The organism is Paraburkholderia sp. EG286A (assembly GCF_040965375.1).
GTDB lineage: Bacteria > Pseudomonadota > Gammaproteobacteria > Burkholderiales > Burkholderiaceae > Paraburkholderia.
This window is the reverse complement of sequence record NZ_JBFRCB010000005.1, coordinates 1-13,225: the sequence shown is the minus strand read 5'-3', so window position 1 is coordinate 13,225 and position 13,225 is coordinate 1. Positions and strand designations below refer to the sequence as shown.

The following is a 13,225-nucleotide window of genomic DNA, read 5'->3' as shown; positions in this document are numbered from 1 at the left end:
AAGCGCGGCACATGCGGGATGTCACCCGCCGCCGCGCCGCTTGTCGCGCGCCAGTTCGTTCGGTGGCATGGCGTCCCTCTCCTGCAGGGGTTCACCGGCAAGCCGGCGCTTGCCAGCCTGATCGCTGGCGATACTCGACGTCTCTCCTTCCGCGTCATATTCCGCGGCAACCTGTTTTTCGGCGCGGCTCCAGTATTCGTCCGCCCGCCCCTGCGGCGCGCCGTCATCTTCCCAGAGTTGATATGCGCGTCGCCGGACGCGCTCTTCCCGTTGGTCATTCATGGTCATTCCTCCGATGTGCGCGCGTAAGCAGCACTGCAACCGGCTAGCCTCGGTTGCGGATGGCGCACTGCCTGTGCAGCGAGCAAACACGGTGCCCGACGCGCGGGCGCACCGCGGCCACACCGGACGGTCACCGGTTCGTAGCGGGTCGATCCATGGCTTGAGCGACGCTCGATCTCACGAGCGTTTCATAACATCCGCGCCCATTCAACGCGACAGGCTGAAACCGATGCGCGCCGCCCAGCGGTGCTGGTTGTAGTCGAGCAGATCCTCGCCATAGCCGTTGAAATAGCCGATCCACAAGTACCCGCCCCAGGCGTTGCCGAACAGCTTGGCAAGCGGGTATGTAAATTGCGCGTCGACGCTGCCATACCACGATTTCGTGCCCTTTCTCAGCGTGGTCGCGAGTTGCCAGCCATCCGGGCTGCCGTATTTGACCAGCAGATCGACATACCCGCGATAGTCGGCAATATTCGAGTTCTCTCCGGCAATGTGCGTGTACCCATAGATCTTCGGCGCGATGGTCAAGTGGTTCGCGTTGAGGTCGCCGAAGTCCCAGATCGGCTTCAGGTAAAAATAGTCGAGGCCGCGCGACTCCGGTCCGTCTTCCCCGTTCGAGTCGTGCTCGTAGCCCACCTCGATACCCATGCGGGTGAACCATTTCGATCTCCACCCGGTGTCCTCGAGGTAATAGAACATCGCAGGCATATAGCTCGTATCGCGGAACGGCGCGGAATACTCGTTGATGTCCCACAACGAGGTTTGCGTATAGGCGAAGTAAAGGTTGTCGACGAAACCTCTCGAGCGCGGATCGTCCGGCAACACAAAGCGGAATTTAAAGCTGATCTGGAATTTCGCGAGATCCGAGTCATTCGAGGCAAAGCCGTCCGCGAAATAATTCGGTTGATAAAACGAAAAGCGGCCCACGATAGCAGTGGTCAAATCCGGCACGAGCGAATTCGAAGGCTTCACCGTGGAAGGCGGCATTTGTGCGGCGAGCGACGCGTTGCCCGCCATCGGCCCTTCGGCGGAGCCAATGGCCAGCGGGGTCGATGCGGGCGCAACGGCCGCCGCGGCCGCGCTTGCCGGGGCTGGCGCGGCCGCATTCGCCGTGGCCTCGCGCGGCTTGCGCGTGAGCAGGACCACGGAAGGCGAAACGTCCACGCCGGGCACGTCCACTCTCACGGCGCCGCGCGCCCACTCGGGCCAGGGCGCGCTATAGCTCACTGCCTTCATCTCGCCGGCCGCGAGCCGCACATGCTCGGGCGCGCCGGATTCGCGCGTGAGCAGCACGGCCCTCGGCAATTGCTCGCCGTTGGTGAGCGCAATGCTCAGAGTGCGCGGTACGTCCACCGAGGTGCCGGAGGGTGCGTCGCCCGTGTAGACGATCGTCACCACGAGCGGCTCGTCGGACCTGGCCTCGCGCGGCGGCCGCATGATCGACACGGCGGCGCGGCTCGCCGGCATATAGCCCGCGAGCGTGGCTACGGCCAGCGTCAGGCACGCCAGCCTTGCCCAGGGCAGCCGGACGTTCTGATCGGAACGGGAAGCGGAAATCCTGCAAGATGCCATTCGACTCGCCACGTTGCCTCCTTGTATCGCCAGAATGATTCGCCGCGCGGCGAATCCAGCCGATGCTGTTCTACGAGTGAAGCGTGGTGCATTCGGGAATCGTGCCCTATTCCCTGTTATTCGCTGTTACATAGAGGATGCCGAAATTGGTTGTCGCCGCTGCTATGATCAAAATGGTTCGTTCCGACTTGCCGGCCATTGCCGGCGTACGCTTTTCGCGAGGGCTGACAATGAAACCTGTCCTGCTTGCGCTAGCCCTGCTCGGCACTTCCACGTGCTGGGCCCAGGCCAGCGCTCCGGCTGCGTCGTCGCATCAGCATCACGTTGAAACCGTCGACGACCGCGTGAAAGAACTGCATGCCGAACTGAAGATTACTCCCGCCGAAGAGGATCAGTGGGCGAAAGTGGCCGACGTCATGCGCAATAACGCCAAAACGGTGGATGATCTGATCCAGCAGCGGCACGATAATGCCCAGCAGCAAACCGCGGTGGAGAACCTTCAATCGTGGAACGAGATCGCCCAGGCGAATGCCGACGGCAGCAAGGCGATGCTCGATGCCTTCTCGGCGCTTTACGCGGCCATGCCCGACTCGCAGAAGAAGCTTGCGGACGCCGCTTTCCGGCCCACTGAAGCGCACACGAAATAACCAGCCGCGAGCGCTGGCAACGCGCGCTCGCGACGGAGGATCGGCGATGAAACTCCGTGTGTTGAAGTTTGCATTCCTTTGTATCGCGACGGCGCTGTGCGCGATGCAAACCGCACAGGCGCGCGTGAACGTCAATGTCGGCGTGGGCATCGGTATTCCGGGGGCGTTCTACGCGCCGCCGCCGCCCGTATTCTTCATGCATCCCGCCGCGCCGATGTGGCCGCCTCCCGTCGTGTATTCGCGCCACGGCTTTTCTCCGTGGCACCGTCCTCCGCATTTCATGGGTCCGCGACACGTCCGCCATCCCGGCTGGGGACCGCCGCCGCCACGCTGGCGCTAGAGACGCCCCTCCCGATTACACGGTAAACAAAAAAAGCCACGGCTCGCGAAAGCCGTGGCTCATCTCACGCCCCAGCGATATCAGGCGCCGAGCGCGGGATCGCTATAGCTCGGATGACCCGTCTCGACGTGGCCCGCAATGCGGCGCACGAACGTCGCATCGCTATCGACCGTGATCGTCAGGTCGTACCAGCCGTGCGCGTTGCGCAGGTCGAGATAGAGCTGCTCGGTGTCGCCGCCGGTCACGGTGCGCTGGATCTTCGTGCCCGGGTCATACGCGTTGACGATCGTGAACTGGCAGCGCGCGCCGCCCTTGTTCTCGAGGCGCAGTTGCAGGTTGCCGTTCGCCACGTCGTAGCCCTCTACCACTTCGGGGCGCGCCGTTTCGTTGCCGCCGAACCAGCCCGACTTGACCTGGGTGCCCGCGAAACGGCGCAGAAACCCGTTCGGCCCATGCACGCTGAAGTCGTACGCGCCGCTCGCGCCAAGCGCGAGCTTGTCCTGCAGATGCTTGCCGGCTTCGACCGTATAGGTGCGCGGCGCATCGGTGCTGCCCGCCGTGTAGACGAGGAACACGGCACCGGCGCGGCCCGAATTGACGAAGCGCGTGGTGACGTCGCCCGTGCCGGCGTTCGAATCGAAGCGCACGAACAGCTCGTACGGCAGCGCGCGCGCGTTGCGCACGCCCGCTTCCTGCTTCGGCACGCTGCCCACGACTGGCGGCACCGGCACATAGTCGGGGTGACGCAGTTTGTCGGGCGGCGCATAACCCGTCGTGGAAGGCAGCGCGGGAATCGCCGCGTTAGGCGTGGCGAAGTTGAATGCCGATGTGAGGTCGCCGCACACGGCACGGCGCCACGGCGTGATGTTCGGCTCACGCAGGTCGTGATGCAGACCGAAACGCTTCTCGATGAAACGGATCACGGAAGTATGGTCGAACGTCTCCGAGCACACCCAGCCGCCGCGCGACCACGGCGAGACCACGAGCATCGGCACGCGCGGTCCGAGGCCGTACGGGCCCGCCGCATACTTGCTGCTGCCCGGAAAGATTTCGTTCGTCGTGTCGACGGTCGAGAGGCCGTTCGCGCTCGATGCGGGCGGGAACGGGGGCGCCAGGTGATCGAAGAAGCCGTCGTTCTCGTCGTAGTTCACGAGCAGCACGGTCTTGCTCCACAGGTCCGGGTTCGACGTGAGGATCTGCAGCACCTGGTCGACGTACCACGCGCCATAGTTCGCGGGCCAGTTCGGATGCTCCGAGTACGCCTCGGGCGCAACGATCCACGAGACCTGCGGCAGCGCATTGTTCGCCACGTCCTGCTTGAGCACGTCGAAATAGCCACCGCCCGCCAGCACGTTCGTGCCCGTGCGTGCGCGGTCATACAGCGGATTGCCGGGCTGCGCGTTCTGGTATTGATGGAAATACAGGAGCGAGTTGTCACCGTAGTTGCCGATGTACGCGTTGTCGCCCGTCCAGCCCCACGAGCCCTTGGCGTCGAGACCTTCGCCGACGTCCTGATAGATCTTCCACGTGATGCCCGCGCTCTGCAGCACTTCGGGATACGTGGACCAGCCATAGCCCGCTTCCGCGTTGTCGATCACGGGGCCGCCGCCGCTGCCGTCGTTGCCCACCCAGCCGGTCCACATGTAGTAGCGGTTCGGGTCGGTGGCCGTCATCGTCGAGCAGTGGTACGCGTCGCAAATCGTGAACGCGTCGGCGAGCTGATAGTGAAACGGAATGTCGTCGCGCGTGAGGTACGCCATCGTGGTCGTGCCCTTGGCCGGCACCCACTGGTCGTAGCGGCCGCCGTTCCAGGCGGCGTGCGTCGTGGTCCAGTCGTGCGGCAGGTCCTGGATGAACTGCAGGCCCAGGTTGGACGCCGTGGGATGGAACGGCAGCACTTCGCCCACACCACCGGCCGCGAGCGGCTGGTTCCACACGGGCTTGCCGGTCGGCAGCGTGATCGCGCGCGTGTCGCCGAAGCCGCGCACGCCGCGCAGCGTGCCGAAGTAATGGTCGAAGGAACGGTTCTCCTGCATGAGGATCACGATGTGCTCGACATCGCGGAGGCTCCCCGTGCGATTGTTCGCGGGAATCGCGAGCGCATTGCGGATGCCCTGCGGCAGCATCGTCAGGGCGGTGGCCGAACCGGCGCTCATCGCGGCGGTGCGGAGAAAGTCACGGCGGCTTCTCGAGGTCATCTTGTGGTTTCCATCTTCAGGTTGAGAATGGCACGCACGGCACGCCGCCTTGACGGGCGGCAGGCGGCAAGGCCGCGCGGCCGGGTACGTCAATCGGCGGTGTGGATAACGGGTGTGACAAGCGGTTCGATCTGCGCGGCTTGTGTGTCTTGCGCGCTCCCGCCGGCGGGTGGCTTCGCCGGCGAGCGCACGGCGTTCGCGGGCAAGGCGACGCCGGCGTTTGCCATGCTGTTCGCACTATCTGGGAGATTCGATGCGCCCGCATCCGACGCCAGCGTGAAGGCATTGGCTAACTGCGGGCGCGGTGGCGTGCTGCCCGGCTGCGCTTGCGCGAGTTCGCGTGCGGCGTTCGTGGTGAGCGCGGCGCGCGCGTCGCTATCGCGTGCGCCGCATGCGCCAAGCGCACACAGCGCGGCTGCGCATGCAAGCAGCATGGCGGGCGCACGCATCGTCGTGAATGCAGCGGGCAGGCTCAAGCGTCTGCGCGACGCGCCTTGCCATGGCAAGCGCGCCGGCGCGGATTCGACCGTCATCGAAGTCTCCATCCAGATAGAGGCACAACAACGGCTCGAGGAGCGGCCCGAGCGGGGGCCTCGCGCGCAGCACAGACAGCGGCGAGGCAACGCCGAAGCATAGCGATGCCGCTTTTAAATTTTGTGACGGTGCGAGGGTTCGCTCGAAGTGCGGCGCAGGCGGATCAGCCTGGCGCGTTGCGGATCTGCAGTTCCGGGTAGCCGGTCGCGGAATCGAGCTCGCGTGAGAAACGATGGCCGGGCAGCAGCACCAGCAGCAGTTCCGCCGTGGTGCGCACGATGCAGCCGCGCGCGACGTGGCCGCCGGTCACGCGGCCCTGCGCGTCGGAAACGGACATGTGCAGGTGGGCGCCATCGGGCGACACCGAGCCCGCGAGCGTGAGGATTTCGAGGTCGCCGCGCAGTTCGGTCGGCGTTTCGGCGCCGGCGAAGCGCAGCTGCGCGACGCTCAGGCTGCCGATGCCCTGCATGACGAACGCCGCATGCGAGGCTTGCTGGCCCAGCAAGCTTTCGACGGCGGCGCGCAGATCGTCGCCGGGAGACAGCCGTACGGGATGGATTTGCATGCTGGCCTCGGGGTCGTCGTATCCGGCACAGGTTAGGCCGGAGCGAAGCACGAGGCAAGTCGCGACATGGGCAACGGCCCGCTCGAGGCGGGCCGCTCCTGCATTCGCGCCTTCACGCGCCGATCACTGATGCGCGTAGATCGAACCGAAGCCGGGAATGTCGTGCGGCGCCGCAGCCGTGGCCGCGCCCGCTGCCGACGAACCATTCGCCACGCCGCCGAACGCCGATGCGACCGCGCCGTTCTGCGCACTCACCTTCGCTTCGGCAGCCTCGATGTGCTGCGGATAGTCGTTGTAGTCGGCCGCCGGGTTGTAGCCGGCCTTTTCGAGCTGCACCAGTTCGGCGCGGACCTGGGCACGCGTGAGCGGCTCGGCCGACTGCGCGAAGGAGACGACGGGAACGGCGACGACAGCGGCAACGATCAGCGACTTGATGAGTTTCATGGTATCCACCTGTAAGCAATGAGTTGGTTCGGACCACGATGGCGTGGCTCGCGCGTCCAGTCTTTTTCGATGTCTCTGGTGCGACGTCGCTGACTGGCATGGGTGTATTTGAACCCCCACACGTATCCCGCTTGTTTCCGCGCACCCCTGCTTTTGCAAGCCTCCTTGTCCATCGCCGCGGTGGATACACAACGATACAAAACCCCTCGCTACTCCCGCATTTCGCTCAGCGACACCCCGTTCGGGCGCAGGCGCAAGCGCGTATCGATGCGCTGCCATGGCAGGTCGGCGGGGTCGGCGGCCATGGGGCCGGGCGCCTTCGCCACGAGATGCGCCGAGGCGATGGCGTCGAAATCGGCGCGATAGTGGACCGAACTCTTGTTCACCAGAATCTTCATGCGCTCCGGTTCGATACCCGCGGCGCGATACAGATTGCGGTCGAAAATCTGCATCTTGACCGAGCTGACCGCGATCCTCACGCCGTCGATGCGCAGGCACGCGACCGGCCCGATTTCGGTCCACATGCCGTTCATCATCGGGCCGTCGAAACGCACGCGCCCATCGGCGAGGTGCTCCACGACGAAGCGTCCGGCGAGCGGCGCGTCGCCGGGCACGCCCGTGCCGCCCGCGAGCGCCAGTTCGATCGTCGCGCCCACGCCCGCCTCGTGCGCCTTCGCGGCCGCCTGCGGGTCCCAGATCAGGCCCACGGCCGCGTCCTGCGCGCCTTGGCGCAACAGCGCGCGCACGAGGCCCATCGTGTTCGAATCGCCGCCCACGCCCGGGTTGTCCTGGGTGTCGGCGATGATTACCGGCTGCGTGGCGTGGTCGGCGAGGCGCATGGCTTCGCGCACAGCGGCGTCAGGGTCGAGAAAGCGCACTTCCCAGTCGCGCTCCTGCTCGACGACGGCCGCGGCCAGCTCGTTCACCGCCGCAATGACGGCGGCTTCATCGAAGCCGTAACCCCACACGGCCGCGCCGCACTCGGGAAAATCGGCGGCCGGGAAGCCCGGCGCGAACGAAAGCGAGACGACCGAATCGTCCTCCAGCTGCGCGAGATGGGCGTACGTGCCTCGCGCCGGTTCCGCGAGCGTGCACATGCCGTTCACGGGAATCAGGAACGGAATGCGGCGCACGTAGCGCTTGAGTCTGCGCCCGGGCTCCGCGACGAGGCGCGTGAGGATCTGCGCGGCGCGCGCGCCCGTTTCGGCCATGTCGACGTGCGGATAGGTCCGATACGCGACCATGGCGTCCGCGTGCGTGAACATCTGCTCGGTCACGTTGGCGTGCAGATCGAGCGAGACCACCACGGGCATCTCGCGGCCCACGATGGCCCGCACGCGCGCGAGCAGCGCGCCCTCGCCGTCGTCGAGATGCTCGGTGACCATCGCGCCGTGCAGGTCGAGGTAGATCGCGTCGAAGCCGCCGCGCCGCACGGCATCGACGATTTCGCCGGCAATGCGCTCGAACGCGTCTTCGGTCACGTGCGCGGAAGCGCTCGCCCCGGCCCAGATGACCGGCACGAGCGTATGACCGGCCGCTTCCGCCGCCTGGATGAAGCCGCCGGCGGGAACGTTCACGTCGCGCAGCGAGAGCACATCGGCGCCGCGCGTGAGCGGCGGAAAGCCCTCGCCCTGGACGAAGCTTTGATAACTGGCTTTCGTCGGGGCGAACGTGTTGGTTTCGTGCTGGAAGCCCGCGATGAGAATCTTCATTTTCCTTTACCTCACTTGCATAGGATGACTGAGCAAAGCGGTTTCGTGTCGTGCCTTGAAGGCAGCAACGTACGTTCAGGGCTTGGCGCCTGCGAGCCTGACCGAAAGAATCAGCAGCGCGCCGACGAGCGACACGCCCGCCATGGCGAGCAGCGCCGGCTGGAGGCTGCCGGCCGCCGTCTTGATCCAGCCGATCGCCGCAGGCCCCCAGAATCCGCCGGAAAGCCCGATGGTGTTGATGAGCGCAATGCCGCCCGCCGCGGCCGGCCCCTTGATGTACTCGGGCGGAATCGCCCAGAACACCGTGTAGGCCATCCACAGCGCCATTGTCACGAGCGTGAGCAGCGCGAGCGTGGGCGCCAGGTGATTGCCCGTGGCCGCGCACAGCGCGAAAAGCAGCGCGGCGGCCGCGGCCGGCACGGCGCAGTGAAAGCGCCGCTCGCCGAGCCGGTCCGAACGGCGGCCCATATAGAGCATGCCCACTGCCGCCGCGACATACGGAATCGACGTGTACCAGCCCAGCGTGATCAGATTGCTCACGCCCTGCGCCTTGAGAATGGCGGGCAGCCAGAAGCTGATGGCGTAAATCGACGCGATGATGCAGAAGTACGCAAACGCGAGCACATAGACCTTGCGATCGCGCAGCACGCTGCCGAACGAGGTGGCGTGGGCCTCGGGCGCGCCGACTTCGGCTTCGATCTGGCGCTTTTCGGTGTCGCTCAGCCACGCCGCGTCGGCCGGACGGTCGGGCAGATAGAGGAACGTCGCGATGCCGAGCACGATGCACGGCAGGCCTTCCACGAGAAACATCCATTGCCAGCCCGCAAGGCCCGCCTTCCCCGCAAGCGTGCTCATGATGGCCGCCGAAACCGGGCCGCCGACAATGCCGCCGATCGGCCCGGCCAGAAACACCATCGCAATGGCGCGCGCCATGCGCGAGGGGCCGTACCAGCGCGAGAGATAGAAGATCATGCCCGGCGCAAAGCCTGCTTCGAACACGCCTAGCAGGAAGCGCATGGCGTAAAACGCGGGCACGCTGCGCACGAACAGCATGCACGCCGACGTGATGCCCCACAGCACGAGAATGCGTCCGAAAGTCTTGCGCGCCCCGATCTTCGGCAACAGCAGATTGCTCGGCAGTTCGAACAGCACATAGCCGATGAAGAAAATGCCCGCCCCCACGCCATAGGCCGCATCGGAGAAGCCGAGGTCGGTCTGCATCTGCAGCTTGGCAAACCCGACGTTCACGCGGTCGAGGTAAGCAAACAAATAGCAGATCAGCAGAAACGGCAGCAAGCGCGCGTTGATCCTGCTGTAGAGCGCGGAAGCGTCGAGGCTTCTCGCGCGGGGAAGAATGGCGGCCATGTCCTGTCTCCTGTCTGGTTTGCGTCGTGCGCAATACCATCCTGGCCAGGGCATACTTCGCTAGCAAGAGCAACAAAGTTCACATATCGTTCTTTTTTGGGCAACAGTCCGTTTACGCGAATGAGGGCGCGATGCGCGAAATCAATCAGCAGCGGCTGCGTTATTTCCACGAGGTGCTCGCGCACGGCACGATCCGCGGCGCCGCGGACAGCCTGAACACCTCGCCCTCGGTCATCACGCGGCAAATCAGGCTGCTGGAAGACGAACTGGGCGCGCAACTGTTCGAGCGCCAGGCGCGCGGCGTGAAGCCCACCGAAGCGGCGGCGCATCTGCTCGAGTTCTGGCGCGGCTATCGCGCGCAGCAGGAGAAGTTCGAGGACCAGTTGCACGCGTTGCGCGGCCTCCAGCAAGGCCGCGTGGATCTAGCCGTGAGCGAGGGCTACGTGGATGCGCTCGTCGCCGAGGTCGTCACGCCGTTCTGCGCGCACTATCCGAAGCTCGACGTGAGCCTCACGATGCTCCCCGTCGACGACGTTCTCAATGAGGTCGCCGAGAGCCGCGCGCATATCGGGCTCGCGTTCAATCCGCCGCCGCACGAGCGCATCGAGTACCGCGCGAGTTCAGCGCAGCCCGTCGTGCTGCTGGTGCGCCGCGACCATCCGCTCGCGCGGCGGGGCACGCCCGCGACGATCGACGACCTGCTCGCGTGGCCGCTCGCGTTGATGCCGAGCACGTTCGGCATCGGCCATCTCGCGAACATGCTGGCGTTCGCGGAGAACGTCGAGATACGCGCGACGCTCACCACGAATTCGCTTACCGCGCTCAAGCGTTTTGTCGCCGTGGAAAACTTCGCGACGCTGATCGGCGAATTTGCCGCCTCGCGCGAGATCGAGGCCGGCGAACTCGTGACCGTGCCGATCGATCATGCGCTCTTTCAAGGCACGAAGGCGCGCGTGCTCGTGAAGTCGGGGCGACCGCTCGTCGCGGCCGCGCATGAGTTGCTCGACTGGATCCTGCAGCGCATGACGATGTTTCAGCCCGGGGGGTAAGGGCGGGCCGGGAGGCGTCCACGTCAACCACGGCCTGCGCAAAGGCCTGCGGCACGTTCTTCGGCAGGTTGTGGCCGATCCTGTCGGCGATCACCCGATGGCGCATGGGGCGCGCCGTTCGCGTCGCACCAGCGATCGTGTAGAGCGTGACAATGCAGCGGCTCTATCGGTGCTCCAAGTCGACTTCCAGCGTGCGCTCCGCTGCCACCAGCCTCACCGGGTCGGTCTTCTTCCACTGCGATTTCGGCACCAGCACGGACCATTCGGTGTTGCCCGTGTCGCGAAAGAACGCCGCGACACCCACATAGTTCGCCGCTTCGCCGATCGGCTCCGACACCTTCAGCGTCTGCCCCGGGCCCAGCGTCACGTCCCGGCTCCAGAGCGTTGCGGCCTTCAGCGCATCGTTTCCCTCCAGCAGCTGCGCATAGGTCGCAGTCGCGAAGGGCTTGTCATCCTTGAGCTGGTAGATGCGCAGCACGACCGGCAGCGAAGCGCCGCGCACGTCCTGGTTCAGCGCGCCGCGCGCCGTGATGACAAGATTCATCTGTTCGACCTTCGTCTCGAACACCGCGCGCGCGGCATGCACGGTCCCGTCCCTGACCGACTGCCACATGCCGCACGCCGAAACCGACAGCGCGAGACCCACGCCGAGCGCACCGCACATGATTCCGGTATGGATTCCAGCACGCATCAGAATGGTGCCCCCTTAAAGTCGGTGCGTGGATACACCATCTCCTTGCCGTCGATGGTCAGTACCACTTGCATGGAACATTGCGCGCTCGCGTAACGTCCCAGGAAGTGGTTCAGCACGTCGCCGAACAGGACCGCGTCGCCTAGCCCGTCGAAGCCGCCCGCGTCAAGGTCAACGTGGATGCGCACGATCCGCAGTACGTAACCATGCTGCAGGATTTCCTGGTCCTCCGAGAAATGCACGGTCCGGATCGCGTCGATGCGCTGCGGTACCGCGTCGTCAGGCGTCCAGTCGTAGAGTTCGAGGATCTCGCGCAGTACCGGCGCGCCCTCCATCAGCATCCGGTTGAATTCATTCGCACCGTTCGCGGCGTAGTGGCCAAGCACGCGCCAGTCGTAACCCGCGTAGTAGCGCGGCGGATACTGCGGCAGGCTCGGCGCCGTCACATTGCGCACCGACGCGATGCCGGTGAAACCCGTGACGGTCTCCGTGATCGTTGCCTCCGCAAGCGCCATGCGCGGCAGGCGTCCGTTGTTGGCGAGCGCACGCACCGTGACATGGCGGTCGGGCCGTGGACGCGCTTCATCGTCCGGTGCGTGGCGGTACGTCCCGGCCCAGAGCTGCCCTGAGAGGGTCACCCACAGCTCCTGCCCCAGCACGCCGTAGCGCGTCGAAGTACGGAAGTACCGTTCCGGCCTCTCGTAGTGCAGCATCCATCCGCGATGCCTGAAACTGCTGAACGGCCTGTAAGCGTACCGTGCGCTGCCCTCCGGGTCTGCGGCGGTCACCTCAAGCAGGTCGTAGGGCTCGACGTGGCTCTCCACGGCGGGATGCACGCGTACGCGGTGTTCCCTGTCATGCCAGTCGGCGGGCTGCAGCGGCCGTGCATCGACCTCGAACAGGTTGATCACGGGCGTGCAGAAGAGGCGAAAGCTCTCGCGCCCTACCGGCTGGTCGCCAGGCATACGCCCGTCCAGTTCGATCTCGAGGATCATGCGCGTTTCGCCTGCCGGCACCATCGCGCTGTCGAAGCCGCACAGGTCGACGAAGTGGAACTTCTGCGGGTACACGAAATACTCCAGCAGTGTCTGCTCGCGGTCTACCGACTCGTTGCGCGCGGGGTCCGTGACCGGCCACAACCGCGTCGACGGGCCGAACCCCACCGGCTTGAAATGCACCCCGTCGAGCGGCAGCAGCGAGCCGTCGCGCACCGACGGCAGGCGCAGTCCGACCGATGCGATCTGGCGCGTGAGCGCCGCGTACAGCGCGGCGGCGGCAGGCCGGTCGCCATGCAGGTACAGGCGGATACGCGACAGGTCGACAGCCTCACGCTGGTCCCCGAACCAGAGGCCGAACGCCAGGCGGATGACCGTGCGCCCGTCGGCGCGTACTGCCACCGCCGCATCCTCGACCGAGAGCGGCAGCAGCTCGACTGCCTGCGTCGTGCGGAACGGGCACTGCACCTGATCGGGACCGACCGGTGCCGAGCGCACCACGGCCCCGGCGGGAATCTGTGCCACCTTCGCCCCCCTGTTCAGTGGCGTACATTCGATGATCGACAGCGAAGGGATCGTGCGCGCCATGTGCTCGTAAATGTTGTCGAGCATCTCGCCGGTGAGTTCCTGCATGCCGTCTTCGAGCTTCATGCGCAATCGCGCCATCACGAATGCGAAGGCTTCGTTGACCGCGCGGACGTGGTCGTGCTCCTGGCCATACTGCATGCCCAGGCGCCGCGCGGCCTCGGGCTGGTCGTGCGCAAACTCGCGACCGGTTTCGCGCAGGTAGCGCATCTCGGCGTCGAAATATCTCAGGAACGGGTTTGCGCC

Annotated in this window: 13 protein-coding genes; 3 read left to right on the top strand and 10 right to left on the bottom strand. The window is 65.7% G+C overall.

Annotation, left to right across the window (positions count from 1 at the left end):
* Positions 1 to 21: 21 nt before the first annotated feature.
* Entirely contained in the window at positions 22 to 282 is a 261-nt protein-coding gene (locus tag AB4Y35_RS23300; RefSeq protein WP_368691348.1) for a DUF2934 domain-containing protein, read from the bottom strand.
* Between the two features lie 207 nt (positions 283 to 489).
* Complete coding sequence (locus AB4Y35_RS23295; protein WP_368706156.1) at positions 490 to 1,854, bottom strand: phospholipase A; 1,365 nt, start codon at positions 1,852 to 1,854, stop codon at positions 490 to 492.
* Between the two features lie 146 nt (positions 1,855 to 2,000).
* Here AB4Y35_RS23295 and AB4Y35_RS23290 point away from each other — a divergent pair, with 146 nt between their 5' ends.
* Positions 2,001 to 2,501: a Spy/CpxP family protein refolding chaperone gene (locus tag AB4Y35_RS23290; RefSeq protein WP_368706155.1), complete on the top strand. Its 501-nt coding sequence runs from the start codon at positions 2,001 to 2,003 to the stop codon at positions 2,499 to 2,501.
* Positions 2,502 to 2,547: 46 nt separating this feature from the next.
* Complete coding sequence (locus AB4Y35_RS23285; protein ID WP_368706154.1) at positions 2,548 to 2,841, top strand: hypothetical protein; 294 nt, start codon at positions 2,548 to 2,550, stop codon at positions 2,839 to 2,841.
* Between the two features lie 80 nt (positions 2,842 to 2,921).
* Here the strand turns inward: AB4Y35_RS23285 and AB4Y35_RS23280 are convergent, their stop codons facing one another.
* The 6 genes from AB4Y35_RS23280 to AB4Y35_RS23255 form a co-directional block, all read right to left on the bottom strand.
* Positions 2,922 to 5,039 (bottom strand): phosphocholine-specific phospholipase C, encoded by a 2,118-nt coding sequence (locus AB4Y35_RS23280; protein ID WP_368706153.1) that lies wholly within the window; start codon positions 5,037 to 5,039, stop codon positions 2,922 to 2,924.
* Between the two features lie 89 nt (positions 5,040 to 5,128).
* Complete coding sequence (locus AB4Y35_RS23275; protein WP_368706152.1) at positions 5,129 to 5,572, bottom strand: hypothetical protein; 444 nt, start codon at positions 5,570 to 5,572, stop codon at positions 5,129 to 5,131.
* Positions 5,573 to 5,736: 164 nt separating this feature from the next.
* Positions 5,737 to 6,138, bottom strand: a complete 402-nt coding sequence (locus AB4Y35_RS23270; protein ID WP_368691355.1) for a PPC domain-containing DNA-binding protein — start codon at positions 6,136 to 6,138, stop codon at positions 5,737 to 5,739.
* A gap of 123 nt (positions 6,139 to 6,261) precedes the next feature.
* Positions 6,262 to 6,582: a DUF4148 domain-containing protein gene (locus AB4Y35_RS23265; protein WP_368706151.1), complete on the bottom strand. Its 321-nt coding sequence runs from the start codon at positions 6,580 to 6,582 to the stop codon at positions 6,262 to 6,264.
* A gap of 209 nt (positions 6,583 to 6,791) precedes the next feature.
* A complete protein-coding gene (locus tag AB4Y35_RS23260; RefSeq protein ID WP_368706150.1) occupies positions 6,792 to 8,294 on the bottom strand; it encodes a M81 family metallopeptidase in 1,503 nt (500 codons plus the stop codon).
* Positions 8,295 to 8,369: 75 nt separating this feature from the next.
* A complete protein-coding gene (locus AB4Y35_RS23255) occupies positions 8,370 to 9,659 on the bottom strand; it encodes an MFS transporter (protein ID WP_368706149.1) in 1,290 nt (429 codons plus the stop codon).
* A 131-nt stretch (positions 9,660 to 9,790) separates the two neighbouring features.
* On the opposite strand from AB4Y35_RS23255, the gene AB4Y35_RS23250 reads away from it, so the two are divergent.
* On the top strand, positions 9,791 to 10,708 hold the full coding sequence (locus AB4Y35_RS23250; RefSeq protein ID WP_368706148.1) for a LysR family transcriptional regulator: 918 nt from the start codon (positions 9,791 to 9,793) through the stop codon (positions 10,706 to 10,708).
* A 163-nt stretch (positions 10,709 to 10,871) separates the two neighbouring features.
* On the opposite strand, the gene tssJ is transcribed toward AB4Y35_RS23250, so the two are convergent.
* Entirely contained in the window at positions 10,872 to 11,399 is a 528-nt protein-coding gene (gene tssJ, locus AB4Y35_RS23245; RefSeq protein WP_368706147.1) for a type VI secretion system lipoprotein TssJ, read from the bottom strand.
* On the bottom strand, positions 11,399 to 13,225 hold a 1,827-nt coding region (gene tssF / locus AB4Y35_RS23240; protein WP_368706146.1), incomplete at its 5' end, for a type VI secretion system baseplate subunit TssF. The genes tssF and tssJ, both read right to left, overlap by 1 nt.

What these genes read in the sequence shown, in the direction of transcription:
- AB4Y35_RS23300 (WP_368691348.1), bottom strand. Translation starts at nt 282, where the DNA reads ATGAATGACCAACGGGAAGAGCGCGTCCGGCGACGCGCATATCAACTC.
- AB4Y35_RS23295 (WP_368706156.1), bottom strand. Translation starts at nt 1,854, where the DNA reads ATGGCATCTTGCAGGATTTCCGCTTCCCGTTCCGATCAGAACGTCCGG.
- AB4Y35_RS23285 (WP_368706154.1), top strand. Translation starts at nt 2,548, where the DNA reads ATGAAACTCCGTGTGTTGAAGTTTGCATTCCTTTGTATCGCGACGGCG.
- AB4Y35_RS23280 (WP_368706153.1), bottom strand. Translation starts at nt 5,039, where the DNA reads ATGACCTCGAGAAGCCGCCGTGACTTTCTCCGCACCGCCGCGATGAGC.
- AB4Y35_RS23275 (WP_368706152.1), bottom strand. Translation starts at nt 5,572, where the DNA reads ATGACGGTCGAATCCGCGCCGGCGCGCTTGCCATGGCAAGGCGCGTCG.
- AB4Y35_RS23270 (WP_368691355.1), bottom strand. Translation starts at nt 6,138, where the DNA reads ATGCAAATCCATCCCGTACGGCTGTCTCCCGGCGACGATCTGCGCGCC.
- AB4Y35_RS23265 (WP_368706151.1), bottom strand. Translation starts at nt 6,582, where the DNA reads ATGAAACTCATCAAGTCGCTGATCGTTGCCGCTGTCGTCGCCGTTCCC.
- AB4Y35_RS23260 (WP_368706150.1), bottom strand. Translation starts at nt 8,294, where the DNA reads ATGAAGATTCTCATCGCGGGCTTCCAGCACGAAACCAACACGTTCGCC.
- AB4Y35_RS23255 (WP_368706149.1), bottom strand. Translation starts at nt 9,659, where the DNA reads ATGGCCGCCATTCTTCCCCGCGCGAGAAGCCTCGACGCTTCCGCGCTC.
- AB4Y35_RS23250 (WP_368706148.1), top strand. Translation starts at nt 9,791, where the DNA reads ATGCGCGAAATCAATCAGCAGCGGCTGCGTTATTTCCACGAGGTGCTC.
- tssJ (WP_368706147.1), bottom strand. Translation starts at nt 11,399, where the DNA reads ATGCGTGCTGGAATCCATACCGGAATCATGTGCGGTGCGCTCGGCGTG.